Source organism: Streptomyces tremellae (genome assembly GCF_039540215.1).
In the GTDB taxonomy this organism is placed as follows: domain Bacteria; phylum Actinomycetota; class Actinomycetes; order Streptomycetales; family Streptomycetaceae; genus Streptomyces; species Streptomyces tremellae.
This window is the reverse complement of record NZ_BAABEP010000043.1, coordinates 18,194-42,835: the sequence shown is the minus strand read 5'-3', so window position 1 is coordinate 42,835 and position 24,642 is coordinate 18,194. Positions and strand designations below refer to the sequence as shown.

Genomic DNA, 24,642 nt, shown 5'->3' with positions numbered 1-24,642 from the left:
CCACCACGTGACCAACCGGCCGGACGCCTCGCGTAAGCCCGGCGTGATCGCGTTCAGTACGAGGCGCTGGACCGTCCCGTAAGGGACACCCCCGTGCCAGGAGATCGGAAAACGGTGTCAGCGGCGTCGCCGCACGTCAGGCCCCGCCCGCTTGTCGTCGCGCTGCCGTCCGGCAGCGCGACGATGGCCTTGAGCACGCGCATGGCCGCGGCGCTCTCCTGCCGGTCCGCGACGGGATGAGTGCGCGCCGACGTCCCTCCCCCGTATGCGGATCCACGTAGTGAGTTCCACACGTCTGGTAGCCCTGGCGGTACAGTCCGTCGCCTCCGACAACTGACTGGGCGCCCGCCCCCTGCCGTCTCGGCGACGTCTGCAGCAGACACCAGGGGCACAGCTCACGCCGCCGGGAGGACACTGCCGCCCGGGCTGGAGAGCGCCCGGTCCGGCCGCATCTGCGCGCGGCGGGACAGGACAGCTCAAGGAAACGGCCGGTGGGCCGAAAGGCCGGCCAGGGCCCTCCAACGGCCATTGCGCGTAGGCCGGCATCGCGCTGTCCCGCCAAGGTTCGGCGATCCTCAGCAGGAGCGTTGGCTGGCTGGGTCAACTGCCGTAGAGAGCAGGCAGATCGACCAGAAGAATGTCGTCACGGCGATGGGCCAGGTCGACCAGGTCGGGATAGAAGCCGTGCAGGGAGTACAGGGCCAGAGTGGTGGCAGCGGTGTCGTGCCCCTGATCTGCGAGCAGGCCGCGGATGCGTTCCAGTCGTTCCAGGTCGCCGGTCCCACGGCGAGCGGCGGTCGCCTTGGCTTCGCCCAGCAGCGCGATCCTCGCTCGGGGTGCCTGCGGACGCTCGCCCGCTGCCAACGCGATCACATCGATCTCATGCTTGGTCCGGGCGGCCTGGTCGGCGACCTCGGTGGTGCCGACCGGCCCGGGAAGCCCACCGGGAAGCACGGTGTGCGCGTAGCGTTGAGTGAAATCTCGGGCCAAATCCTCGAAGTGCGGCCCGAGGATTTTGGAGTTGAAGGTCGGGGCGGCCTGCTGCCAGACCTGCTCGGCGAAGCCTTGTTCCACGGCGGCGGCCTGGGGAAGGGTGATGAGCTGGTTGAAGCGGATGACGGGGTCGGCAAGGGTGATCACGGGGTGTTTGGAGCGGAGGATGTCCTGTTCCCGGCGGATGTAGCCGGTGGACTCCAGCACGCCCAGGGGGTGAGCGACGGCATTGCGCGGCCGCTCCAAGGCGGCACCGATCTTGCTGGGCGTGGTGGCGCCGTTCGCGATCGTGGTGAGGATGTCGTAGTACAGGGTGTGCTGCGTGATCCTTGGATCCTCGCGCAGCAGATACTCGGTCTCGGTACGCGAATACACCGCTCGACCCGGATCGAGGAGTGTTCGGGTGAGCCACACGTCAAAGCCGTCGTCCGGATGCGGACGGCCAGCCACCGGTCGGTAGCCGGGTGCCCCGCCGAGGACCGCGTGCACCTTCAGCGCGGTCAGCGGATCGGTGATCTGCCAGAAGTCCCGGCTGTCACGGTAGTCGAAGGGGCCCAGGCGCAGATCGATCACGGCGCGTCCCCGCAGCGGCTTGGTTCCCGAGAGCAGTTCGTGCATCACGCTCATCGCCGAGCCGCACAGGATCAGCCGCGGCCCCGGCCCGGCACCACGCCGGGCGCCGCGCTGGCGTTCGTCGTAAAGCTGCTGAAGCAGTCCCGGGATCTCGGGCGAGTGCTGGAGGAGATAGGGCAACTCGTCGATCACCAGGAGTGGGTGTTCCGAGCGTGACGTCACATCAAGGGCGTTGGACAACACGTCACGCCAGTCGGTCAAACGCAGACTGCCCGGCCTCAGACCGGCATGCGTAGCAACCGCGTCACTGAACCGTCGGATCGCGGGCAGCCGCCCCTCTTCCCGGACCGCCGTGACGTAAAGACCGCCGACCTGCTCTGACAGGGCTTGCAGAAGGTACGACTTCCCGTGCCGCCGCCGCCCCGACACGATGCCGAGCCGCATCGCCGGGTCCGCATCGTGGAGGAACTCCGCGAGCAGATCCCACTCCCGGTCCCGGTCGACCACATCGTCCGGCTTGGCCGGCAGTCTCTTCTCCACTCACCCTCCGCAGCTTGAGTACGACGCTTTCCGTCCAAGTCTACTTCGACGAAAAGCGTCGTACTGGGAATCATCCTGGCGATCAGGCTGCGGACCCGAGAACGTCTGGTGCTGTTCCTGGGGCGAGTCGGCGTCGGGTCGCATGACCAACGCGTGACCAACAGTGGCAAGGAGCAGGCAGAAACACCTGGTCAGCGACTGGATCAGCCGACAGGCAAGGACATCCACCCGCACGCCGAAATGCCTGCTCAGAGCCCTGCCGCGTTTCCGTCGGGCCAGGGGTGGCGGCCCCGGTCGTCGTTTCTACGCTCACCCCTGTGGCCAGGTGTTCTCTTCACCCCCCCCTGCCCCGTGTGGCCAACGGCGTGACCAACGCGCCGGCGAGTGCCGGGCCCCGGGGGGACTCCACGCGCTCCGTTCAACCGAGGACCTTGAGGTAGTCGGGTGTCGACTGAGCGAGGCTGATGCGGTGGTCGTAGGTCTCGTGATCGCCGAAGGACAGCCGCCCACGGGGGACGTCGAGTCTCTGCATGCGGATCCCGGCGACGACGGGCGCGGAGGGGTTCGCGACCGCGGCTTGTGCGTAGAGCTTGATCGCGGTGTACACCGACTCCGATGTGGTGGACACGAGCGGTGCCCAGCGGCCGAAACGCTGCCGGTACCGGCGCAGGAACTCGGTGTTGTGTTCGCCTTCGAGGTTCTGGAAGTACCCGAGCGCCGACCACACCCCGAGCGCGGCGGGCGCGCCGACGTGCTCGCGCGTGCCCTCCTCGAACACGAGGGACAGTGTGTTCGTCTGCGCGCGGAGCCCAGCCGCATAGGACTGCCGCTCGAACTCGACCTCGTCCTGCCCGACCAGCGTGCTCAGTACGAGGTCGGCTCTCGACGCCTGGATCTGATCGATGACGCGGGAGTAGTCGTGGCTGCCGAGCCGGGTACGCGCCTCGCCGGCGACACGGCCTCCGCTCTCCGGGATGTGGCGTCGCGCGTGGCGGCCTGCGGCCAGCGACCAGGAGTAGTCGTGACCGACGAGGAACCAGTTACGGCTGCCGGTTGCGCGCATGATCGGTTTCACGGCCGCCCGCAGCTGTAGTGCGGGGCGTTCGCCCAGCCGCATCGAGAAGGCGTTCGACCCGCCGCCTTCGTTCAGCAGGGGTTGGATGACCGGCACGCCCGCTCTCGCGGCGACGCGGCGGACCGGACCGAAACTGGCCGAGGTGACGCTCGCGACGATCAGCCGGCAGCCCGCGCGCACGAGCCGTGCCGCCTCGATCGCCGCGAGGGACGGGTCCGTCCCGTCATCGCCCACGACGAGCTGGGCCGCGGTTCCGCGGATGCCGCCGTCCTCGTTGAGTTCCTCCACAGCGAGGCGGGCCGTGTTCTCCGTTGCCAGGGCATAGACGGCGCCGGGGCCGCTCTTGCTGGTGAGCAGTCCGATCCGCACCGCGCCGCTCGCCGCGGGCTCCGGGGTGGGGAAACCGCTTCTGCGCATCAGCCAGTACACGCCTTCCTCGCCGATCTCGGCCGTGAGCCGCACACGGGTGCGCATCGGGCCGACGCTGCTCAGCCGCAGCCTCAGGCGCCCGGACCAGGGCTGATGGTGCGTGATGACGATTTCCGTTTCGGGTATCACCGCGGTGATCCGGCCGTAGATGCGGAAGGCGCCGGATTCTCCGCCGAAGGGCACGGACAGCGACACGGTGCCGCCGACCGTCAGCCGGTCACAGCGACAGCCGAACAGCCACCCGTTCGTTCCGGCGAAGCCCGCGAAAACGTCCTCGCGCTCGAACGCGACGGTCTCGGTCGCCGCGAGTACGAGGTCGGACATGGACGCTCATCCTGTGTGTGTGGTTGCGGGGTCGGCTGGAAACGCGGGGGTGGAGACCGATTCCGGGATGTGGCGGAGTGAGTCAGCCATGAGGCTCTGGAAGTAGCTCAGCGCCGCGGTCGCTGGTCCCTCGCGGTCGAGGCGGTACAGGCGCCGCCGGCCGTCGCGGCGTTCCGTGATGAGACCGCAGGTGCGCAGAAGCCGCAGGTGGGTGGAGACCGAGGTGCGTGCGACCTGGTCGATGTGTTCGGCGATGTCCCCCGCGCTCGATTCGCCGTTCTGTGCGAGGTACGACAGGATGTCGCGACGTACGGGGCTGGCCATCGCCTCGAACACCGTGTCGGTCCCCATCTGCCCTCTTCACTCTTGTGCCTGCCGGCGCCTGAGCACGTCCGCCGCCCAGTTTACCGCGTGGCTCCCTCAACTCGCCGTGTGCGGAGGCGAGGCGGGCGCACACCACGCGCTCGTCCGCGTCGCCTCCGCACACCGGATCAGTGGTGGTGGTGTGCATCCGCCACGGCGATCGGCTCCGGGTGGGCGTGCTGGTGCGTCGCGTCGCGCGGAGTCGCGAGGATGGTCGCCGTGCGGTCGTCGAGCTCGGCCCTGGACACGCCCGCCCGGTCGAGGATGACCTGCTCGAACGCCTCGATCCAGCGCGCGTAGTACTGCTCGGCCCGCCCGGCGGCGTCGGCGTGGGCGGTGTTCTCGATCAGCGCCGACTGGAAGTCCGACCACGGGTAGTGGCCACCTTCGTGGCCGGCCACACCGAGCGCGAAGGCGCGCAGTTCCCACGGGATGCGGAAGGGGTTCTCGTCGGGCCGCTGCTGCGGGAGCGCGGCCGAGCAGTCGTGCAGGTCGCGCACCTCCGACTCGGAGAACGACGCCGGGGCGCTCACGCGGCGGCTCCCGCCGGAGCGAGCGGAAGACCTACACCGATCATCGCATCGCGGGTGACCAGCCGCGCGAGCTCCTCCTCGCCGAGGCCCTCTGTGCCGTGCGGGCGTCGCGGCAGCACCCAGTAGCGCAGCTCGGCACTTGAGTCCCAGACCTGCACTTCCGTCGAGTCGGGAAGTCGTACACCGAACTCCGCGAGCACTGCGCGGGGCTCCCGGACGATGCGCGCGCGGTAGGCACTCTTCTTGTACCAGTCCGGCGGCAGCCCCAGAACCGGCCAGGGATAGCACGAGCACAGAGTGCACACGATCACGTTGTGCACCGAGTCCGTGTTCTCCACGGCGACCATGTCCTCACCCTGCAAACCGCCGATGCCCAACTCGGCGCACGCGTCGGTGGCGTTCGCCAGCAGCCGCTCCTTGAAACCGGGGTCGGTCCACGCCTTCGCGACGACCTTCGCCCCGAGTTGGGGACCGACCTCGTTCTCGTAGATCGACGCGATGCGTTCGATCGCGGCCTCCGACACGACCCCCCGCTCGATCAAGATGGCTTCGAGCGCCTTGACGCGCGCGGTCATCCTCTCGTCGAACTCCGCCGTCCCCGCGGGGACGACCGGGCCACTGAATCCGTGCGTGTACTCCGGCATCGGTTCAGCTCCTTTTCTCTGGTTGGTGGATTGGCCGGGTGGTGTTCCTCCGTCGGGCGGCCACCGGCTCAACGCCCGGCCGCCGCCTCGCCGCGCGGCGTCAAATACGGCTCCCACAGGTCCACCAGGACAGCGCTCCTCGGGTCTCCGTAACCGGAGCCAAACAGGTGTTCGGAGTCGAAGCGCACGGTGTAGACGTGCTGCGGTGATTCGCCTCCGCCGGTCGCGGCGGAGTCCGGGTAGATGAAAGCCCCGTGGTGCAGCTCGATGGTGCCGACCTTGCCGCGGATGTAGCGGGCTCGGCGGGTGTGGGTGAAGGGGCTGCTGCTGTCCACCTGCACCACGTCACCGACCTGGAACCCGGCGGGCGACTGTTCCGCGCGCCGCGCCGTGCCGCCCTGGGCCACGATCGTCTCGACCAGCTCGACCAGCCCTTCGTTGCGGGTGGCGGGCAGCGGGGCCGCCGGGTTCTTGAGATAGAAGTCGGTGCGCTCGTCCAGCTCCTTCGCGTCGAAACCGCGCTGGAGCATGTAGTACTCGAACGAGTGCATCCAATGCGCGTAGTACGGGTGTGTGAGGTACTCGACCGGGTCCATCACCTCCATGCCGTAGCGGAACTCGTCGAGGTTGAAGATGCCGGCCGCGAACGCCTGGGAAAAGAAGGCGAAGGCCGCTCGTTCCCAGTCGTTGCGGAACAGGGGCTCGTCCCGGTCGGGGACGATCGCGCCGAATCCGTCAGACCCGGCGATGTCGTGCATGCCATTCATGGGGACTCCTGACCGTGTCGGGGGTGATCACCTGGCGCCGGAGAGGCCGGCGCCGGTGGGAAACACGAGCGGTCCGCGTCGAGCCTCCACGGTGCGCGCGACCCTCAGCGCCAAGGCGTCCTGGAAATGAGGTGTCACGACCATCAGGCCGACGGGCAGGCCGTCGACCACACCGGCGGGCACCGAGGTGGCCGGGTTGCCGCTGACGTCGACGGGCGCGGTGTTGCCTATCATTCCGAGCCCGCTCGCGATCAGCTCGGTCAGCGACTCGCCACCGGTGGGCAGCAGGGAAGCGGTGTACGGCGCGGTCGGCAGGATCAGCGCGTCGACGTCGGCGAAAGCCGCGTCGAGCCGCGAGCGGAAGACGCGGGCGAGCGCCCTCGCCTTGCCGTACGAGGAGCCCTTGCGGGTCTCAAGGGTCCATGCGCCGGTGAGCGCCGTGACCTTGACGGTGGGCGCGAGGTCGTCGGCGTGGTGCAACCGTTCGGTGCCGTAGTGCAGCATCAGTCCGGGGTCGTAGTAGCCCTCGGCGTTCAGCCCGTAGCCGTTGCCTTCCAGCATCTGGTACGTCCCGCCGTCGGTGGCGATGACGGACCACAGGGCACGTGCGTGGGCGTACCAGGGGATGCTCACACGGCGCACGGCTGCCCCGGCCTGCCCCAGGTCGAACGCCGTGTCCGCCACCAGTTCGTCCACCTGCGGGTCCGACACGCCCGGAAGGCCGAAGCCCTCGTCCAGGACGCCGATCCGCAGCCCCGAGACGCCGTCCTCCAGGCCCGCGAGGTAGTCCGCGGCACGCTCCTGCCCTGTCTGACGCGGGTCCAGCCCGTCCGAGCCGGCCAGCACGGTGAGCAGGCGGGCCGCGCCGGCCACCGTGCGTGCCATCGGTCCGAGGTGGTCGATGGTGCGCTCGATCGGGAACGCGCCCGTGTAGGGCACCAGGCCGAAGGTCGGCTTGTGCCCGACGATCCCGCAGAAGGATGCGGGGAGCCGCACCGATCCGCCCTGGTCCCCGCCGACAGCGACGTCGACCTGACCGCCGGCCAGCAGGGCCGCGTTGCCGCTGGAGGAACCCCCCGCCGAGCGTGACGTGTCCCAAGGGTTTCGTACCGCGCCACTGGCGGAGGTGAAACTCGATCCCGAGAAGCAGAGGTCCTCGCAGACGGCCTTGCCCGCGACCGTGCCTCCGGCGGCGAGCACTCGCGTGACCACCGTGGCGTCGACGGAGGGCGCATAGCCGGCGACCGTCGCCGAGCCGTTCATCATCGGCAGGCCGGCCACCGCGATGTTGTCCTTGACGGCGACGCGGAGACCGTCGAGCGCCCCGGGTCCCGTGGGGGCGATGTTCGCCGTGACGTACCAGGCACCGAACGGGTTGTCGGCGGGGGTCTCGTACGAGCGCACGGGGGGTTCGACCGCGACGTGCCGGGCGTACAGGTCGTCCACCGTGCCGTAGTCGGCCAGGCCGCCCGCGACGAGCCCGGCGTACTCGGCAGCCGCCGGATCGTCGAGGTGGAACGCGAAGTGCCGGGCGAGACGGTGCACGTCCTCGGTCGTCGGGTGTGGTGGTGTCATGGGTTTCTCCCTGGCGGTTTCGGGCGGCTTCTCAGCCCGCGGAGGACGTGAGGTCGGACGCCGACCGGATCTCCCAGCGCTGGTCGAACTTCCCGAACTTCCATACGGTTGCGGCGACGGCCCAGGCGGCGACGAAAATCCCGACGATGACGATGCCGAGGAGATTGATGTCGACAGCGCCCAGGAATCCCCAGATGCCATGGCGCAGGTGGAACTGGTCCGCGATCAGTCCGAAGAGTTCGACCGTGCCGACGAGAAGGGCGACGGCGATCGACAGCGCCGTGATGGCCAGGTTGTAGAAGATCTTGCGTACCGGCTTGGCGAACGCCCAGCCGTAGGCGAAGTTCATGAAGCACCCGTCGAGCGTGTCGAACAGCGTCATTCCGCCGGCGAACAGCAACGGCATCGAGAGAACGGCGTACCAGGGCAGGCCGACGCTCGCGCTGCTTGCCGTTGTCGTCAGGAGGACCACTTCGGTCGAGGTGTCGAATCCGATGCCGAACAGGACGCCGACGACGTACATGTGCCCGGGCCGGGTGATCGAGCGCATCAGCGGGCGGAACACGCGGTACAGGAGTCCGCGGGATTCGAGGATCTGCTCCAGTGCCGCCTCGTCGTACTCGCCCCGTCGCAGCTTGCGCAGAGCCCGGGACATACCGCTCAGCCCGACGAGGTTGAGCGCGGCGATCAGGTAGAGGAACGTCACGGCGATGATCGTCCCGACCAGCCCGGCGATCATTTTGTCGCTGGAATCCGGAGCCAGCAGATCGTCGAACAGCACCCGCGTGGCGAGCATGATGCCGACGGCGACGGCGACGACGATCGACGAGTGCCCAAGGGCGAAGAAGAACCCCGTGCTCAGGGGCCGCTTGCCGTCCGCCATCAGTTTGCGCGTGGTGTTGTCGATTGCCGAGATGTGGTCCGCGTCGAACGCATGCCTCATGCCGAGCGTCCACGCCGTGAAGGCAACCCCCAGTCCCAGCCCGAGCGTGGCCAGTCTGCCCTGATGGACCGCCTCCGCGAAGAGACCCCAGCCGCCAAGGTTCAAGGCGATCACGGCGAACGCCATAGCGGTCAGCCGCCCGCGTTCACCGGAACTCACGCCGTCCTTCGGCCTCCTCATGTGCCCCACCCCCTTCACGTCGTTACGTTGATATGTATTGACGCATGCACATGTTTCGCGCGCAGAACGCCCGCGTTTCACGTCGGCGGTGATCGCGGGCTGACCGTTTCCGGCGGATTGCCGGGCCGCGCGCCCGGTTCTTGACCGCCCAGGGGCGCTCGGGCGTGCCCGCCCGCTCCCCGGCACGCATCCCGCGCGGCGGGGGTCTTCGGCCCGCGCGTCCAGCACTCCAGCGGGGTCTCGCCGTCCTGTCCGCGCCTGCCGCCGGCCGGTCGGGGGCGACGCGACACGGTCCCCGCCGGGCCGGTCCGGCGGAAACCGCGCCGGCGGCCGGGCCCGCGACCAGCCCGTGACCGGCAGCGCCCAGGGCAGGCGGACATACCGGGATGCGGGGCGGTCGAGCCGGAAGCGGCGGGCCTGCGCCGGGGCTGCGGACCCGCGGGGTCAGGTGGACTTGACGCGCCGGTCCGGCCGGGGGCGGCGGCCCCGGCCGCCGCCCCCGCGTTCAACACCCCGGGCAGGTGCCTCCTTCACCTCCCTGCCCTCGTCCGCCGTCAGAGGACACCGTTGCCGAGGGCGTGGAGAAGGCGTCGGATCCGGGCCCGGTGCCGCTCCACGAGGACCTCGCGGGGCGACCCGGCGATGAGATCGGTTGCCGTCTCGGTGAGGACGCAGCTGTAGCCGGCGGTGAAGAAGGCCGCCACGAGAGCGGCGTCGCCTTCGAAGCCGTCCCGTTCGAGGGAGAGGGCCATCGCGTGTTGCGACTCGGCGGCGAGCTGCCGGGCTCGCGCGAGCAGCGCGGGCGATCCCGCGACCGTGGCGAAGAAGACGGTGGAGCGTTCGTCGGTACCGGAGAGCGGGTGGTTCCGGTCGAGCAGATCCAGCAGGAGCCCGCCGAGGGCGGCGAGGGCCTCCTCGCGCGTGCCGCAGCCGCGGAGGGCCGCAAGGAGCAGCTCTCTGATCTCGTCGGCCCGGTCGAAATAGAGGTCTTCCTTCTTCGGGAAGTACTTGAACACGGTGACGCTGGACACCCCCGCGGCCTCCCCGACCTGCGCCACGGTGACGCCGTCGAAGCCGCGCTCGGCGAACAGCCGCGACGCCGTGGCCGCGATCCGCTTCCGCGTCTCCGGGCCGCCTCGGGGATCAGTTCTGGCCATGCGCTCCTCCTCGGTGATAATTGTGTGACTAAGTTTAGTGACATAAGGTGTGCTGCGTTCGTGTCCGGCGCGGGCACGGCCGTCCGGAAGGGGACCTCGATGATGAAGGCAGCGCAGTTCCGTCGGTTCGGCGGCCCGGAGGTCCTTGAGATCGTGGACCTTCCCGAGCCCCACGCGGGTCCCGGCGAGGTGCGCGTCCGGGTGCGCGCGGCCGGGGTGAACGCCAGCGACTGGAAGAAGCGGTCCGGGCAGATGGATCAGGAGCTGCCCCAGACGCTGGGCTACGAGGCAGCCGGCGTCGTCGACGAGATCGGAGACGGCGTCGCCGGTGTTCGGCTCGGCGACAAGGTCGTCGGCATCGGTGGCGGCGGGGCGGCTCAGGCCGAATACGCGGTGTTGTCGACGTGGGCTCCCGTTCCGGCTTCGTTGGACTTCACGGCCGCGGCCGCACTGCCGTCGACGGCGGAGACCGCCGCTCGCGCCCTCGACCAGCTGGGGGTCGCAGCGGGCAGCACCCTGCTGGTCAACGGTGCGTCCGGGAGCATCGGCAGCGCGGCCGTGCAGTTCGCCGTCCACCGCGGCGCCCGCGTGATCGGCACCGGAAGCCCCGCATCGCACGGCCGTCTCCGGAGCCTCGGCGCGGAGCCTGTCGCGTACGGCCCTGGAATGGCCGACCGGGTGCGCACGATCGTCCCTGGCGGAGTGGACCGTGCCCTCGACGTGGCCGGGAGCGGCGTCCTGCCGGAGCTGACCGATCTCGCCGGCGGAGCGGAGAACGTCGTCACGCTCGCGGACTTCGCCGGCGCCGAACGGTACGGGGTCCGGTTCAGCCGCGGTGACTCCGGTCGCGCCGAGTACGCGATCGCGCTGGCGATGCGGCTGGCCGAAGAGGGCGTGTTCCGGATCCCCGTCGGTCGGGCCTTCCCGCTGGAGGACATCGCGCAGGCACACCGGACCGGGGAATCCGGCGCGGTCCGCGGCAAGCTCGTCCTCACCGTCGGCTGACCCGCCCACGCACCCCCTCACCCGCCCGTTCCGGACCTGGAAGAAACGCCGATGAGTTCTCCACCGCGCCGACCAGCTTCAGCACCCGCTGTGCGTACGGAACACCCCCGCGCCTGCGGGGAAGACACTCGCCGCTACGCGCTGTCGAAGGGGACCGGCCTCCGTATCGATCATGTTCCCGGAGGCACGGGGCCGCTGCTGTGGGTCGCGGACATCGTCGCCGGCGCGTGCCGGGCGGAGCAACTGGGCTGCGTCGGATACCGGGAAGCCAGGGGAGACACCGTCCTGGACTTCAAGGTCAAATACCCGCTGTTGAGCGGCGGGGACCTTTGAGGCGCTCAGGGGGACGGCGGGGTCCAGGAATCCGCCGAGCCAGGCTCCGGTCCGCCCCAGGTCACCTGGCTCCACTTCTGGTGGCCCACGGCAATTGGCTATGACGGCCGGGCGGCCTTGCGGTACGCGGAGATCGCGCGGCGGTAGCCGTCCGGTGCCGTGATCACTCCGGTCACAGCGGGATCCCCTCACAGCGGCCCGGCCCCCACCACGGCGCACGGACCGACCGCCGCGCCCTGATCGCCCGGAGGAGGCCGGGCGGCCCGGGGCGTCTCGTCCCTGGCGGGACGGTCCTCCCGGCCGCCCCGTGCCGCGACACCCCGGCAGGGGGCCGCCCACCGCGCCGGGGCAGCCGGCCGGGCCCGCTGCGACGTGGATCGTGCCTGCGGGACTTCTCCGGGGTGCCCACCCGGGCCCGGTCGCCGCGACCGTCCGCGTCGGCGCCTCTCACCTCTCCGTATTCATGGCGACGGAGGAGGCCAGCAGGGGGATGTCGAGGCCCGCGCCGTTCATCTGGTCGGACGTGTCCGCGTAGGCGTTGAGGATGGCGACCGTCGTCGCGAGGGAGCCGTTGTCGCGGCGCCTCAGCATCGGTCGGAGCCACCGCTCGACCTGGGTGTCGAGCGCCCCCTCCTCGTCGGGCACGACCGCGTGGACGACGCCGAGTTGCCGCGCCTCCTCCGCGCGGACGACCCGCGAGGTCAGGACGAGTTCGGTGGCGGCGGAGTGGCCGATGACCTTGATGAGGCGGCCGAGTATCCCGCCCCAGGCCGGCGGCACACCGAGGCCGGCCTCAGGGAGGCGGAAGGTCGCCGCCTGTGTGGCGACGCGCAGATTGCACAGCAGCGGCACGACGAAGCCCGCGCCCACCGCCTTGCCGTGCACCTTGGCGATCTTCACCTTGTCGCTTTCCGCGAGGACGCTGCACATCCGCCTGGCCTTCCTGCCCAGCGTCCACATGTCGTCCCCGCCGTCGGACGCGTTCAGCCCCTCGAACTCCGACCGCTGGCCGCCGAGGCCGAAGTTCTCGCCCGCGCCCGACAGGACCATCGCCCTTACGCTGCGGTCGTCCTGCATCGACGTGAACACGTCGGTGAGCTCCTCGATCATCGCGAGCGAGAAGGCGTTCCCGGTCTCCGGGCTGTCGAGCGTCACCTCGAGCACGTCTCCGTTGTGCGTGCGCTCGACCCTGACCAGCTTGTACGTGCTCACTCCGCTCCTCGTTTCCTGCTCGGCCTGACGGATCTCATGACGTGTGGGCGGCGGTCACCTGCAGGGAGGCCAGCCGCCGCAGCACCACCCGCGGGGCCCAGACGGCGGAGTGCTGGAACCCGGTGGCGCGCACCCTGCCTGCCAGCGCGGAGAGTACGGCCCTCGCTTCGAGCCGGGCGAGGGAGGCCCCCAGACAGTGGTGGATCCCGCGGCCGAAGGAGAGCGTGTTCGTCTTGCGGCCCGGGTCGAACCTCCCGGGGTCCGGGTACTCCGTCTCGTCGTGGTGTGCCGCCCCGATCATGAGCTGGACCATCTCGCCCCGCCTGACAGGCACTCCGCCCAACTCGACGTCACCCGGCGCGATCCTGCTGATCATGTGGATGGGCGGGTCGTAGCGCAGGGTCTCCTCCACCATGCCCGGTATGGCGTCAGGGTGCGCGCGCAGCAGCTCGAAGTGCTCCGGGTGCTCCAGGAGGAGCCGCATCGTGCTGGAGAGGAGGTGCGTCGTCGTCTCCATGGAGGCCAGGAGGACGAAGAAGGCCAGCGCGTGCACGGTGGCGTTGCTCGCGTCCTGGTCGCCCGCGGCCTGGTCCCAGGTGGCCAGCCAGGTGGAGACGGGGTCGGTGCCGGGGTTCTCGCGCCGGTCGAGGACGAGGCGCCAGAAGTAGTCGCGCAGCTCGCGGGTCGCGGTGTCGGCGTCGGCGAGCCGGCTCGGGGACGGGAAGAGTTCCTGGGTGCTCGACTGGATGTGGGTGAGCTCACGCAGCCGGCCGTAGTCCCCCGCATCGAGTTCGAGCCAGGCGCCGATCGTCCTGATGGGCAGCTCGTCGCTGACCATGGAGACGTAGTCGGCGGTGCCCCGGTGCGCCGCGTCGAGGAAGGCGTCGACCAGCTCCGTGGCCGTCTGCTCGATGGAGGCGGTCATGCCCTGGAGGGTGGAGCGGTTGAACATGGGCGCGACCGACCGTCTGACGGCGGTGTGCCGGGGCGGGTCGAGCATGGGCAGCATGTGGCCCATGTCGCGTGAGGAATCGGATCTCCAGCGCGGATTGGGCTGCCGCGCGCGCCAGTCGGCGGTGGGCACACCCCAGGAGGAATCGGCCAGGACCTGGGAGCACAGGCGGAACGAGGTGACCAGGACGCCTCCCCAGGGCGCGGGTATCGCGCTTCCCCCGCTGCGAAGGCTCTCGTAGAGGGGCAGCGGGTCCGCCTGCCCTGCGGCTGTTCGCAGCCGCGAGAAGATCCGGGTGACCGTACGGCGTTCCAGCCGCGGTGTAGTCACGGAGCGGCGCCCCCTTCTTGACGACCAACGCGCTCCGTGTCTACCCGCAACTCAGGGTGAACCATTCACCTGAACTTGCCCGCCCTTCGTGACATGTGTCACTTCCCTTGCAGCCAGTCGGCCAGCGCGCCCCACAGGCCCTTGCGGCGCTGGGGCTGCGTGGGCGCGGGTGTCCGCTGGGGCTCCGCGGGGCGGCCGACGAGCGGAGCGCTCTGCGGGAGCGGGGTGCTGGAGGGCGCCGCAGCGGCGGGCCTCGCGTCGACGGGCGCGACCGGGGTGAACCGGGTCGGCAGCTCGGCCAGGGCGCGCTGGAAGGCGCCGGGCCGCCAGTAGAGGCCGGACGCGGGCACCGCGAGCTCGATGTCCGGCAGGCGCTTGAGGAGGCGCTCGATGCCCGCCTCGTAGATGACGTGCGCCCAGTCCTTGGCCGGGCAGGCGTGCGGTCCCGCGCCCCATGCCAGGTGGGCGCGCTTGGCGGAGGACTGCGCCTCGGCCAGGGCCGGGTCCGCGTTGGCAGCCGCGAAACTGATCATCACCGGCGAGTTGGCCTTGAGTCGCGAGCCCTCCACCTCCACGTCGGTGACGGGGTAGTGGATGGCGTAGTTCGCGATCGGCGGGTCGTTCCACAGGACGGCGTTGATGGCCTCGTCCACGCGCACGGACCGGTCGTCGAGCAGCCGGCACAGGGCGCTCGACATGAGGTTCTGGATGGGCTCGGTGCCGCCGCCGACGAGGAGGACGAGCTGCTGCACCATCTCCGCGTCGGTGAGGCCGTTCGGGTGCCCGATCAGCCAGGAGACGAGGTCGTCACCGGGAGAGCGCCGCTTGAGGGCGACCAGGTCCATGAGCGCGCCCACCAGCATGTTGTTGGCGTTGTGCGCGTCCCGGCCGTCGAACAGGTCGGAGATCCCGGTGATCAGCCGGTCGCCGACCTCCTGGGGGCAGTCGAAGAGGTACGCGAACACGAGGAGCGGGAGCTTCCGCGCGTATTCGGGTATCAGGTCGACCTTGCCGTCCTGGCAGAAGCGGTTGATCAGGTACTCGCCGATCTGGTCGACGCGCTTGCGCAGGGTGTACGTGTCGATCTGGTTCAGGCTGTCGGTGAGCGCCTGACGGAGCCTCACGTGCTCCTGGCCGTCCGCGAACATGGCGTTCTGCCGCTTCAGGATCAGCTGGAGGACGGGAGAGTCGTGGGGGATGCCGCCGTTGTGATACGCCTCCCAGCGGTCCGAGTCGCGGACGAACCTCCGGGGGTCCTGGAGCACGCTGCGCGCGGCCGTGTAGCCGGTGACGAGCGTGACCGGCACGCCGGGGGCCACCTCGACAGGGGCCGCTGCCCCCATGGACCGCAGGTGGCTGTAGATCTGGTGCGGGTCGGCCGCGAACTCCGGCCCCCACAGCGGTACCGGGCCGGGCGCCCCGTGCGCCGGGCACCCCGGCGGCGGGGTCTGGCCTTCTGCCTCAAAGCCCATCACTGACTCCTCACATCAAGGTCGAGCAGGTACTTCACGAGGTCGATCAGGGCGCCTGAGGCCGATCTCTCGTCGCGCGGGTCGCACGGCACGATGGGCGTGTCCGACGTCAGGTCGAGGGCCTGCCTGACCTCTTCCGGGTCGTAGCGCTGCCCGCCGTCGAAGTGGTTGACCCCGACGCCGTAGGGCAGCCCGGAGTCCTCGACGAGGTTGAGCACGGGGAACGACTCGCTGAGGCGGGTCGGGTCGACGAGCACCAGGGCGCCGAGGGCCCCCTGGCTCAGATCCCTGAACAGGCTCACGAACCGGTCCTGGCCCGGGGTGCCGAAAAGGTAGAGGACCAACTCGTCGCTGATCGTGATGCGCCCGAAGTCCATGGCCACCGTCGTGGTGACCTTCCCCGGCGTGCCCGCCAGGTTGTCCACGGACACGGACGCCTCGGTCATGACCTCTTCGGTCCGCAGGGGCCTGATCTCCGACAAGGTGCCGACGAACGTCGTCTTGCCCACAGCGAAGTGCCCCACGACCAGGATCTTGACCGTCCGCTGAACCGAGTCGGGCAGATAGCTGGGCTCAGCCACGCGCGAATTTTCTTTCAAGTCCATCGAGTACATCCTGGAGGAGTTGCCGATCCGGACGCTGCGCTTTCGCTATGGGAGCTCTGGTGAGCAGGTGACCCGACTCGGCCAGGTCGGCCAGGAGCAACTTCACTACCGCTACCGGAAGTTGCGTGTGCGCGACGACCTCGGCCACGGACAGCAGACCGCCGGAGCAGATGTCGAGCAGCCGGCTCTTCTCCCGCGCCAGGGGCAGCTTCCCCCTGGCGCCCCGGGTCGTCATGACGAGCAGGGTCAGATCGAACTCGTTGTCCGACGGCAGCGGTCGCCCGCCGGTCAGGACGTAGGGCCGCACCAGGGGCGGCGTCAGGGGGTCGGCCTCGGCGGGCTCCACCGAGGAGGTCTCCGTCTGGTCCGAACCCTCCGAGCTCACACCGTCGGAGTGGCTCATGACGGCAGACCCACGTCCTCGCGGGGAGCCGCGGACAGGTACGAGTTGATGCTCTGCACCAGCTGTTGCACCTTGAACGTCAGCCTCTCCAGGTCGACGTCGCGGCCGGTCTGCACGCCGAGGTACGCGCCCTCGCCGGCCGCGACGAGCAGGACGTACCCGTCCGTCGTCTCGACCACCGTCTGGAGCCACGCAGCCCCCTCGTTGGCCGCCGTCCCCACGCTGCGGCTGAGGGCCTGGAGGCCGGTCGCGCCCGCGGCGAACCGGTCGGCGTCGTCGCGGGCGACGTTCTCCGTCTTGCCCATGAGCAGGCCGTCCGCGGAGAAGACGCAGGCGAAGTCCGTGTGTTGGACGTCCAGCAGGGGTTCGAGCACCCAGGATTCGATTCGCTTGTTCACCGGTCCTCCTGCCTTTCGCCAATGGGAGTGGCACGCCCTGCCGCGGTCCCGCGCTGCAGCCCGCCCAGGTTCCGCGCGGCGGCGGGGTTGGGAAGCGCGGGCGTTTCCTGCGTCTCGGCGGCGGCAGCGGCCGCCGTCGGCTCTCTGCGCCGCCGGCGCGGCAGGTTGTTCTTGGTGAACCCGATGACGTTGTCCTCGGGGAGCTCCGCCGCGGGAAGGGCTTCCCGGTCGGGGGAGTCGTGGGATGAGGGCACCGTCGTCTCCTCCGGGAGTTCCGAGGCAGGCCGCTTGGGAACCTCGGTCAGGATGGCGCGCTGCAGCAGCAGGACCGCCTCGACGCCGCCGTAGGGCGAGCTCTTGAGGGAGACGGAGAAGCCGCTCTGCCGTGAGGCGAGGGCGCCGATCAGCCGGAAGCCGATCTGCGGCGGGTTGCCGAGGTCCGTGATGTCGTGGGAGCGCGAGAGCAGGCTCATCGCGCCCTGCCGCTGCTCCTCGGTCATGCCGAGGCCCTGGTCGTAGACGCTGACGCAGATCCCGTTGGGGACGTCCCGGATCTCGATCTCGACCGGGGTGGTCGGGGCCGAGTACTCGGCGGCGTTCTCCAGGAGTTCCGCGATCGCCAGGGCCACCGGCTCCACCGCGGGGGCGACGATGGCCACGTCGGCGCACGTCATGCGGATCTCGACCCGCTCGAAGTGCTTGATGCGGCCGGCGGCGCTCTGCGCGACGTCATAGATGGAGGCCGGCTCGCTGCGGCCGCGCAGCGTGCCGCCGGACAGCACCTCAAGGGCCTGGGCGAGGCGTCCGAACCGCGCGTTCTCGTGGTCGACGTCGAGCCAGGCGCGCAGGTGTTCGCCCTCGTGGCCGAACTTGGTCTGGTACTTCGCGATCGAGTGCGCCTGCTCGTCCGAGGCGCCCTGCAGCGTGCGGACCAGCGAGACGACGGTGCGCCGCAGGGTGTCGGCCGCACGGTCGCGAGCGTCCTGGGCGCCCTCCTCCATCCGCGTCTCGTGGTCTCTGACGAACTCTTCCTGTTGGCGTTCCAGCTGCTGGTGTCTGGCCGCAAGCGCCTCGTACTCACCGGCGCGGGAGCGCAGTTCGTCCTGCGCAAGCCGTAGGCGGCGTTGCAGGTTGCGCGAACGCCACGCGAAGAAGATCACGACCAGGATCGCCGCGACGACGACGCCCAGAAATGCCGGAAGGGGTATGTTTTCGCTCATAGGACTCTCTGGTCGGGCACCGAGTTGGAGCATCGCCGGAGGGGCGAGGCGACCGCCCTTCACAGCGGCGGGTCACCATCGATCGTTCTACGGCCCCCCAACCGACTCACAAGCGGTGGCGATCGTAGCAGCTAGCTCAGCGGCCACTGACGTGTCATCACGTATCTCCCACATGGCGGCCGATGAACGTGGTAAAGCGACACGGCTTCTGCTCGCGGCCCTTGCGCCCATGCGTCGTGGACACCAGTTCGAAGCGCCGCCGGGGCCCTCCGCGGCTCCGCCCGTCGATCCCGCGCATGCGCCGCGTCCGCCGCGTGAGAACTGCGCGGCGGACGAGGTCCCGGCTTCACGAGGGGCCCGGCGGCCCCGGCGGCGGCCTCAGGACTCCGGCGGGGTGGTGGGGCGCGCGGGGGACGGGGAGCCGGCCGTGGTCTGCGGGGCGCTGGGCGCGGGGGTCACGACCGAGCCGGCCGCGCCGTCGATCCGGTCGGCGAGCGCCGTGAAGCCGCTCCAGCTCAGGGACGGCCTGCCCGGCACCCACAGCCGCTGCGCCAGCGCGTTGAGCGGCATCCTGATGCCCGCGGCGACCTGCGCCGTCGTCTGGGCGTCCGGCACGTCGCCCCAGACCGCGAAGCGCGCGCCGCGGATCAGGCCGTCGTACTTCTGCGGCACGGGCGAGGTGCCGCGCACCACCAGCGGGCTCCACTCCTCGTAGATCCGCTGCCCGGTCGGGTAGGTGAAGCCGTTGGGCTGGCCGAGCACGTAGTAGAGGTACTCGTCGTTGAGGTTCATCATCTGCCGGCCCTCGGCGAGGTACGTGGCCGGCGGGATCTTCCCCGCCTCCTTGCCGGTCCAGTACTCGACCTGGAGGTCCTTCGACGGCTTGGCCGTCCCGTCCGGGAAGACGCCGTCGTTCCACACCTTGGGCTTCTTGCCGAGCTTCTCGACGACGGCGGCGCGCGCGTTGATCCAGTCGGTCGCGAGGTCCTGGACGGTCGCGTTCTGCCCGTACTTCTTGCGGGCGGCAGCGGCCAGCTGCGGGAACTTCGTCTGCGGGTCGGACGCGGTGAGCGCCAGGTACTCGTCGCCGCCGATGTGCCAGTACGGACCGGGGAACAGCTTCGCGTACTCCGTGAGCAACTGGTCGACGATCTTCCCGGACTCCGGGTTCGAGATGTCGACCGCGCCCTGGTAGGTGGTCCCCGAGGCGTTGCGCAGCTGGATGCCCGGGTGCTGGTGGATGACCGAGGCGAGGTGTCCGGGCGAGTCGATCTCCGGGACGATCGTGATGTGCAGCCGGGTGGCGAGCGCGATGATCTGCTTGGTCTGCGCGGTCGTCAGGTGCTGCTGCGAGACCACCTCGGGGTGGCTGGTGGACGCGATGCGGAAGCCCTGGTCGTCGGAGAAGTGCAGCCCGAGTTCGTTGAGCTTGAGGTCGGCCATCTCGCGCAGCCGCGCCTCGATCCAGCTCGCCGGGTAGAACTTGCGCGCGATGTCCAGGTTGAGGCCGCGCTCGGGCTTCGCGGGCCGGTCGCGCACGACGCCCTCCGGCATGTCGCCGGAGGCCCGCACCGACTGCTTGAGCGTGCGGGTGCCGTAGAAGACGCCGGACTGGTCGGGGCCCTTGACGACGACCCGGCCGCCGCTGGTGGTGAGGGTGTACGACTCGGCGGCCCCGCCCCCGCCGAGCGCGAGCTCCACGTCGCCGGGGCGCGCCGCCGCGGTCCCCCGGTAGCGGATCTTCAGCTCCTTGGCGATGAGCCGCGCCTCGTCCGTGAGGCCCTGCCCCGCGCTCCCCGAGGCCACCACGACACCGCTGGAGGAGGTCGGCTTCCAGCCGGGCCCGTGGGCGGCGGTGAACTGCCGCACGGACGGGATGGTGCGCGGCGCACTCGACAGGGGGTAGCTGCGGGTCGGCGCGGGGGTCGCCGCCGCGGCGGTCCTGGACGCCGCGGGCGAGGATCCGGTGCCCTTCGCGCCGGACGCGCCCCCCTGGCACGCGGTGAGCGCCAGCGCGCCGGCCGTGACGGCCGCCGCGGCGGCGCCGAGTGTGCTGCGCGGTTGCCTCATGATCCTGGGTCCTCCTGTGCCGCCGGGTGGTGCCTGAGCTGCCGTCGCGGGGCCGCGTCTCGGGCCTTCCGGCCCTTCGGGCGGGCAGTCCTGGTGCGAACCTGCCACGCCGGCGTCCACACCGCATGTCGAAACTTCTTCGTACGAGTGAAAGAGTGTGCGCGAACCGGTCGGCCTCCCGCGCGCCCGCTAGCGTCGGGGCACCGCACCGCCCGCCCCCACTGAGATGAGCATGTCCCCGGCCGTATCCCACGACGCGTACGAGGAGCCTCCCCTGCCGTCCCGCGAGGAGTCAGGGCTGCGCCGTTTCAACGGCGCTCCCGCAGACACCGTCCACGAGGCCCTGCTCGGGTGCTGCGGCAGCGAGCGGTGGGCCCGCAGGGTCGCGGCGCACCGACCGTACCCCGATGTCGCCGCGCTGCTCGCCGCGGCCGACGAGGCGGTCTACGACCTCTCCCCCGCCGACCTCGGGCAGGCGCTCGCCGCGGAGTCCGCGGCGGACCGCTGCTCCCGGCTGTCGGGAGCCGAGGTGCCGCAGGCCGCGCTGACCGCCCTGCGGGCCGCGTTCGCCGCGTACGAGGCGAGCTTCGGCCACACCTTCGTGATCAGCCTGGCGGGGCGGGCCCCCGACGAGTACCTGGACCAGGTCCTCGCGGGCGTGCGGGCGCGGCTCGGCAACGACCCCGAGGAGGAGCGCGCGGTGGCCAGGGACGAGCTGCGCGGCCTCGCCCGTACCCGCCTCGCGGCGCTGGTGGCGCGACACGCGGGAGCCGGTGGTGGCCCCGCGGGTCCGGCGCCCGTGGTCCCGGCACAGGGCAAGGCGCCCGAAATGCCGGATAAACAGTGAAAAGCTCCCGCTCCGGTAGCCCGTCCGTGGCTGTTTGACTGCGGGTTCGATCACACCGGCGACCCCCGGGCGAGCCGACCGACAACTCGTCGCTAACATGGCCGGGGCCGGTGGACCGTACCCGGCCGGGCGCGACCGACACCACTGTGCTTGACCAAGTAGAAGATGGCGGCCGGCCCCGATCCCCGCTTCCGGAGGGTTTTCCGTGCCGGCTGGAACGTTGTACCGCGGCCGGGAAGGCATGTGGTCCTGGGTGGCTCACCGAGTCACCGGTGTCCTCATCTTCTTCTTCCTGTTCGTACACGTGCTGGACACCGCTCTCGTCCGTGTCTCCCCCGAGGCCTACGACCACGTCGTAGCGACCTACAAGAACCCTGTCGTCGCGGTGCTTGAGTACGGCCTGGTGGCCGCCATCCTCTTCCACGCACTGAACGGCCTGCGCGTGATCGCCGTGGACTTCTGGTCCCAGGGCCCGCGCTACCAGAAGCAGATGCTGTGGTCCGCGGTGGTCCTGTGGCTGGTGCTGATGATCGGCGCCCTCTACCCCGTGCTCGGCCACGCATTCCGTCAAGTGTTCGGGAGCTAGTGACCCATGTCCGCAGACACCACCTCAGCGGCCGGCTCCGGGATCGGCGAGGTCGAGGGCGCGAGCCTGTTCGACGTCGAGCACCCGGCCCCCGTCATCGAGCCGCCCCGCGCCCGCACCCGCAAGACGCCCAAGTCGACCCGCGGCAACTTCGAGATGGCCGCCTGGCTGTTCATGCGGCTCTCCGGCGTGGTCCTCGTCGTCCTGGTCCTCGGCCACCTGCTGATCCAGCTCGTGCTCGACGGGGGCGTCTCCAAGATCGGCTTCGCCTTCGTGGCGGGCCGCTGGGCCAACCCGTTCTGGCAGATCTGGGACCTGGCGATGCTGTGGCTCGCCATGCTGCACGGCTGCAACGGTCTGCGTACCGTGGTCAACGACTACGCGGAGCGCCCCGCCACCCGCATGTGGCTGAAGGGCCTGCTCTACGCGGCCACCATCTGGACCGTCCTGCTGGGCACGCTGGTGATCTTCACCTTCGACCCGAACATTCGCTAGAGCCGGGGCTGACGACACCCATGAAGATCCACAAGTACGACACCGTCATCGTCGGCGCCGGCGGCGCCGGGATGCGCGCGGCCATCGAGTCGACCAAGCGCAGCAGGACCGCCGTCCTGACCAAGCTGTACCCGACCAGGTCCCACACCGGCGCGGCGCAGGGCGGCATGGCCGCCGCGCTCGCCAACGTGGAGGACGACAACTGGGAGTGGCACACCTTCGACACGATCAAGGGCGGCGACTACCTGGTCGACCAGGACGCCGCCGAGATCCTCGCGAAGGAGGCCATCGACGCCGTCCTCGACCTGGAGAAGATGGGCCTGCCCTTCAACAGGACGCCCGAGGGCAACATCGACCAGCGCCGCTTCGGCGGGCACTCCCGCAACCACGGCGAGGCGCCCGTACGCCGCTCCTGCTACGCCGCCGACCGCACCGGCCACATGATCCTCCAGACGCTGTACCAGAACTGCGTCAAGGAGGGCGTCGAGTTCTTCAACGAGTTCTACGTGCTCGACCAGATCATGGTCGAGGTCGACGGGGTGAAGAAGTCCGCGGGCGTCGTCGCCTACGAGCTGGCGACCGGCGAGATCCACGTCTTCCAGTCGAAGGCCGTGATCTACGCGTCCGGCGGCACCGGCAAGTTCTTCAAGGTCACCTCCAACGCGCACACCCTCACCGGCGACGGCCAGGCTGCCTGCTACCGGCGCGGCCTGCCGCTCGAGGACATGGAGTTCTTCCAGTTCCACCCGACGGGCATCTGGCGCATGGGCATCCTGCTCACGGAGGGCGCCCGCGGCGAGGGCGGCATCCTGCGCAACAAGGACGGCGAGCGCTTCATGGAGAAGTACGCGCCCGTCATGAAGGACCTCGCCTCCCGCGACGTGGTCTCGCGCTCCATCTACACGGAGATCCGCGAGGGACGCGGCTGCGGCCCGGCCGGGGACCACGTCTACCTGGACCTGACCCACCTGCCGCCCGAGCAGCTCGACGCCAAGCTCCCCGACATCACCGAGTTCGCGCGCACGTACCTCGGCATCGAGCCCTACACGGACCCGATCCCGATCCAGCCGACCGCGCACTACGCGATGGGCGGCATCCCCACCAACGTGATGGGCGAGGTCCTCGCCGACAACACCACGGTGGTGCCCGGCCTGTACGCGGCGGGCGAGGTCGCCTGCGTCTCCGTGCACGGCGCGAACCGCCTCGGCACCAACTCGCTGCTCGACATCAACGTCTTCGGCCGCCGCTCCGGCATCGCGGCCGCCGCGTACGCGGCGAGCAACGACTTCGTGGAACTGCCCGACAACCCGGAGGAGTTCGTCCTCGGCCAGGTCGAGCGGCTGCTGTCCTCGACGGGCAAGGAGCGCGTCTCCGTGCTGCGGGGCGAGCTCCAGGAGTGCATGGACGCCAACGTGATGGTCTTCCGCACCGAGCAGACCATCAAGACGGCGGTCGAGCGGATCGCGGAGCTGCGCGAGCGCTACCAGAACGTGGCGATCCAGGACAAGGGCAAGCGCTTCAACACGGACCTCCTCGAAGCCATCGAGCTGGGCAACCTGCTCGACCTGGCCGAGGTGATGGCCGTGTCCGCGCTGGCCCGCAAGGAGTCGCGCGGCGGTCACTACCGCGAGGACTTCCCCAACCGTGACGATGTGAACTTCATGCGCCACACGATGGCGTACCGCGAGGTCGGCGACGACGGCAGCGAGTCCATCAGGCTCGACTACAAGCCGGTCGTCCAGACCCGCTACCAGCCGATGGAGCGTAAGTACTGATGGCTACCCCGACCATGGACCGGGTGGAGGCGGATTCCGCCGCCTCCACCCACCTGCTCACCGTCACGTTCCGGATCCGCCGCTTCAACCCGGAGGTCTCCGACGAGGCGCAGTGGCAGGACTTCCAGATCGACATCGACCCGAAGGAGCGCGTGCTCGACGGGCTCCACAAGATCAAGTGGGAGCTCGACGGGTCGCTGACCTTCCGGCGCTCCTGCGCGCACGGCGTCTGCGGCTCCGACGCCATGCGGATCAACGGCAAGAACCGCCTCGCCTGCAAGACGCTGATCAAGGACATCGTCTCGCTGGACAAGTCGGGCGCCGCGGCCAAGCCCATCACGATCGAGGCCATCAAGGGCCTGACCGTCCTCAAGGACCTGGTCGTGGACATGGAGCCGTTCTTCCAGGCGTACCGCGACGTGATGCCGTTCCTCGTCACCACGGGCAACGAGCCGACGCGCGAGCGCTACCAGTCGGCGGAGGACCGCGAGCGGTTCGACGACACCACCAAGTGCATCCTGTGCGCCGCGTGCACGTCGTCCTGCCCGGTGTTCTGGAACGACGGCCAGTACTTCGGCCCTGCCGCGATCGTCAACGCGCACCGCTTCATCTTCGACTCGCGTGACGAGGCCGGCGAGCAGCGCCTGGAGATCCTCAACGACCGTGACGGCGTGTGGCGTTGCCGTACGACGTTCAACTGCACGGACGCCTGCCCGCGCGGCATCGAGGTCACGAAGGCGATCCAGGAGGTCAAGAGGGCGCTCATCACGCGTCGTTTCTGACCCGCTCGAACGCTCCCGCAGCACCGCGCCCGCCCCCTCGTGCACCGCACGCGGGGGCGGG

The 24,642-nt window shown here is 70.1% G+C and carries 24 protein-coding genes; 7 read left to right on the top strand and 17 right to left on the bottom strand.

All coding sequences use genetic code 11. The annotated features are described in order from the left end of the window. Window positions 1–600: 600 nt before the first annotated feature. The 9 genes from ABEA77_RS24520 to ABEA77_RS24480 all read right to left on the bottom strand — a co-directional run bounded on the left by ABEA77_RS24520 (window position 601) and on the right by ABEA77_RS24480 (window position 10,096). Window positions 601–2,106: an AAA family ATPase gene (locus tag ABEA77_RS24520; RefSeq protein WP_345651588.1), complete on the bottom strand. Its 1,506-nt coding sequence runs from the start codon at window positions 2,104–2,106 to the stop codon at window positions 601–603. 418 nt (window positions 2,107–2,524) lie between these two features. After that, window positions 2,525–3,934 carry an ABC transporter substrate-binding protein gene (locus tag ABEA77_RS24515; protein WP_345651586.1) on the bottom strand — a complete coding sequence of 470 codons (1,410 nt, stop codon included), beginning with the start codon at window positions 3,932–3,934 and terminating at the stop codon, window positions 2,525–2,527. A 6-nt stretch (window positions 3,935–3,940) separates the two neighbouring features. Beyond that, window positions 3,941–4,285 (bottom strand): winged helix-turn-helix domain-containing protein, encoded by a 345-nt coding sequence (locus tag ABEA77_RS24510; RefSeq protein ID WP_345651583.1) that lies wholly within the window; start codon window positions 4,283–4,285, stop codon window positions 3,941–3,943. Between the two features lie 140 nt (window positions 4,286–4,425). Continuing rightward, window positions 4,426–4,830 carry a nitrile hydratase accessory protein gene (locus tag ABEA77_RS24505; protein WP_345651580.1) on the bottom strand — a complete coding sequence of 135 codons (405 nt, stop codon included), beginning with the start codon at window positions 4,828–4,830 and terminating at the stop codon, window positions 4,426–4,428. Beyond that, complete coding sequence (gene nthA, locus ABEA77_RS24500; protein ID WP_345651578.1) at window positions 4,827–5,474, bottom strand: nitrile hydratase subunit alpha; 648 nt, start codon at window positions 5,472–5,474, stop codon at window positions 4,827–4,829. The genes ABEA77_RS24505 and nthA overlap by 4 nt, the downstream gene beginning before the upstream one ends. A 68-nt stretch (window positions 5,475–5,542) precedes the next feature. Further along, window positions 5,543–6,241: a nitrile hydratase subunit beta gene (nthB, locus tag ABEA77_RS24495; protein WP_345651575.1), complete on the bottom strand. Its 699-nt coding sequence runs from the start codon at window positions 6,239–6,241 to the stop codon at window positions 5,543–5,545. Between the two features lie 27 nt (window positions 6,242–6,268). Continuing rightward, on the bottom strand, window positions 6,269–7,816 hold the full coding sequence (locus tag ABEA77_RS24490; RefSeq protein WP_345651573.1) for an amidase: 1,548 nt from the start codon (window positions 7,814–7,816) through the stop codon (window positions 6,269–6,271). 31 nt (window positions 7,817–7,847) lie between these two features. After that, window positions 7,848–8,918, bottom strand: coding sequence for a HoxN/HupN/NixA family nickel/cobalt transporter (locus ABEA77_RS24485; protein ID WP_345651571.1), 1,071 nt, complete (start codon window positions 8,916–8,918; stop codon window positions 7,848–7,850). A 575-nt stretch (window positions 8,919–9,493) separates the two neighbouring features. Next, window positions 9,494–10,096 (bottom strand): TetR/AcrR family transcriptional regulator, encoded by a 603-nt coding sequence (locus tag ABEA77_RS24480; RefSeq protein WP_345651568.1) that lies wholly within the window; start codon window positions 10,094–10,096, stop codon window positions 9,494–9,496. Window positions 10,097–10,198: 102 nt separating this feature from the next. Here ABEA77_RS24480 and ABEA77_RS24475 point away from each other — a divergent pair, with 102 nt between their 5' ends. Together ABEA77_RS24475 and ABEA77_RS24470 are read left to right on the top strand one after the other, a co-directional pair. Further along, window positions 10,199–11,101 (top strand): NADP-dependent oxidoreductase, encoded by a 903-nt coding sequence (locus ABEA77_RS24475; RefSeq protein ID WP_345651623.1) that lies wholly within the window; start codon window positions 10,199–10,201, stop codon window positions 11,099–11,101. Between the two features lie 90 nt (window positions 11,102–11,191). Then, complete coding sequence (locus ABEA77_RS24470) at window positions 11,192–11,434, top strand: hypothetical protein (protein ID WP_345651566.1); 243 nt, start codon at window positions 11,192–11,194, stop codon at window positions 11,432–11,434. Between the two features lie 447 nt (window positions 11,435–11,881). On the opposite strand, the gene ABEA77_RS24465 is transcribed toward ABEA77_RS24470, so the two are convergent. From ABEA77_RS24465 to ABEA77_RS24430, 8 genes are all read right to left on the bottom strand, one after another. Continuing rightward, a complete protein-coding gene (locus tag ABEA77_RS24465) occupies window positions 11,882–12,646 on the bottom strand; it encodes an enoyl-CoA hydratase/isomerase family protein (RefSeq protein WP_345651564.1) in 765 nt (254 codons plus the stop codon). 34 nt (window positions 12,647–12,680) lie between these two features. After that, the gene (locus ABEA77_RS24460; protein WP_345651561.1) at window positions 12,681–13,928 is read right to left on the bottom strand and encodes a cytochrome P450; all 1,248 of its coding nucleotides are present in this window, start codon (window positions 13,926–13,928) and stop codon (window positions 12,681–12,683) included. A gap of 98 nt (window positions 13,929–14,026) precedes the next feature. Then, window positions 14,027–15,400 (bottom strand): cytochrome P450 family protein, encoded by a 1,374-nt coding sequence (locus ABEA77_RS24455; protein ID WP_345651559.1) that lies wholly within the window; start codon window positions 15,398–15,400, stop codon window positions 14,027–14,029. After that, window positions 15,400–16,005 carry a GTP-binding protein gene (locus tag ABEA77_RS24450; protein WP_345651556.1) on the bottom strand — a complete coding sequence of 202 codons (606 nt, stop codon included), beginning with the start codon at window positions 16,003–16,005 and terminating at the stop codon, window positions 15,400–15,402. The genes ABEA77_RS24455 and ABEA77_RS24450 overlap by 1 nt, the downstream gene beginning before the upstream one ends. Further along, complete coding sequence (locus tag ABEA77_RS24445) at window positions 15,974–16,408, bottom strand: DUF742 domain-containing protein (RefSeq protein WP_345651553.1); 435 nt, start codon at window positions 16,406–16,408, stop codon at window positions 15,974–15,976. Before ABEA77_RS24445 ends, ABEA77_RS24450 begins: the two co-directional genes overlap by 32 nt. After that, complete coding sequence (locus tag ABEA77_RS24440) at window positions 16,405–16,806, bottom strand: roadblock/LC7 domain-containing protein (RefSeq protein ID WP_345651551.1); 402 nt, start codon at window positions 16,804–16,806, stop codon at window positions 16,405–16,407. The genes ABEA77_RS24445 and ABEA77_RS24440 overlap by 4 nt, the downstream gene beginning before the upstream one ends. Then, window positions 16,803–18,026, bottom strand: coding sequence for an ATP-binding protein (locus ABEA77_RS24435; RefSeq protein WP_345651549.1), 1,224 nt, complete (start codon window positions 18,024–18,026; stop codon window positions 16,803–16,805). Before ABEA77_RS24435 ends, ABEA77_RS24440 begins: the two co-directional genes overlap by 4 nt. 378 nt (window positions 18,027–18,404) lie before the next feature. After that, window positions 18,405–20,096 (bottom strand): beta-N-acetylhexosaminidase, encoded by a 1,692-nt coding sequence (locus tag ABEA77_RS24430; protein WP_345651546.1) that lies wholly within the window; start codon window positions 20,094–20,096, stop codon window positions 18,405–18,407. Between the two features lie 232 nt (window positions 20,097–20,328). On the opposite strand from ABEA77_RS24430, the gene ABEA77_RS24425 reads away from it, so the two are divergent. From ABEA77_RS24425 to ABEA77_RS24405, 5 genes are all read left to right on the top strand, one after another. Continuing rightward, the gene (locus tag ABEA77_RS24425) at window positions 20,329–20,943 is read left to right on the top strand and encodes a 2-oxo-4-hydroxy-4-carboxy-5-ureidoimidazoline decarboxylase (RefSeq protein ID WP_345651543.1); all 615 of its coding nucleotides are present in this window, start codon (window positions 20,329–20,331) and stop codon (window positions 20,941–20,943) included. A gap of 205 nt (window positions 20,944–21,148) precedes the next feature. Further along, on the top strand, window positions 21,149–21,529 hold the full coding sequence (sdhC, locus tag ABEA77_RS24420) for a succinate dehydrogenase, cytochrome b556 subunit (RefSeq protein WP_345651540.1): 381 nt from the start codon (window positions 21,149–21,151) through the stop codon (window positions 21,527–21,529). A 6-nt stretch (window positions 21,530–21,535) separates the two neighbouring features. Then, the gene (locus ABEA77_RS24415) at window positions 21,536–22,024 is read left to right on the top strand and encodes a succinate dehydrogenase hydrophobic membrane anchor subunit (RefSeq protein ID WP_345651537.1); all 489 of its coding nucleotides are present in this window, start codon (window positions 21,536–21,538) and stop codon (window positions 22,022–22,024) included. Window positions 22,025–22,044: 20 nt separating this feature from the next. Further along, the gene (gene sdhA, locus ABEA77_RS24410; RefSeq protein ID WP_345651534.1) at window positions 22,045–23,799 is read left to right on the top strand and encodes a succinate dehydrogenase flavoprotein subunit; all 1,755 of its coding nucleotides are present in this window, start codon (window positions 22,045–22,047) and stop codon (window positions 23,797–23,799) included. Continuing rightward, a complete protein-coding gene (locus ABEA77_RS24405; protein ID WP_345651531.1) occupies window positions 23,799–24,581 on the top strand; it encodes a succinate dehydrogenase iron-sulfur subunit in 783 nt (260 codons plus the stop codon). The genes sdhA and ABEA77_RS24405 overlap by 1 nt, the downstream gene beginning before the upstream one ends. Window positions 24,582–24,642 lie beyond the last annotated feature (61 nt).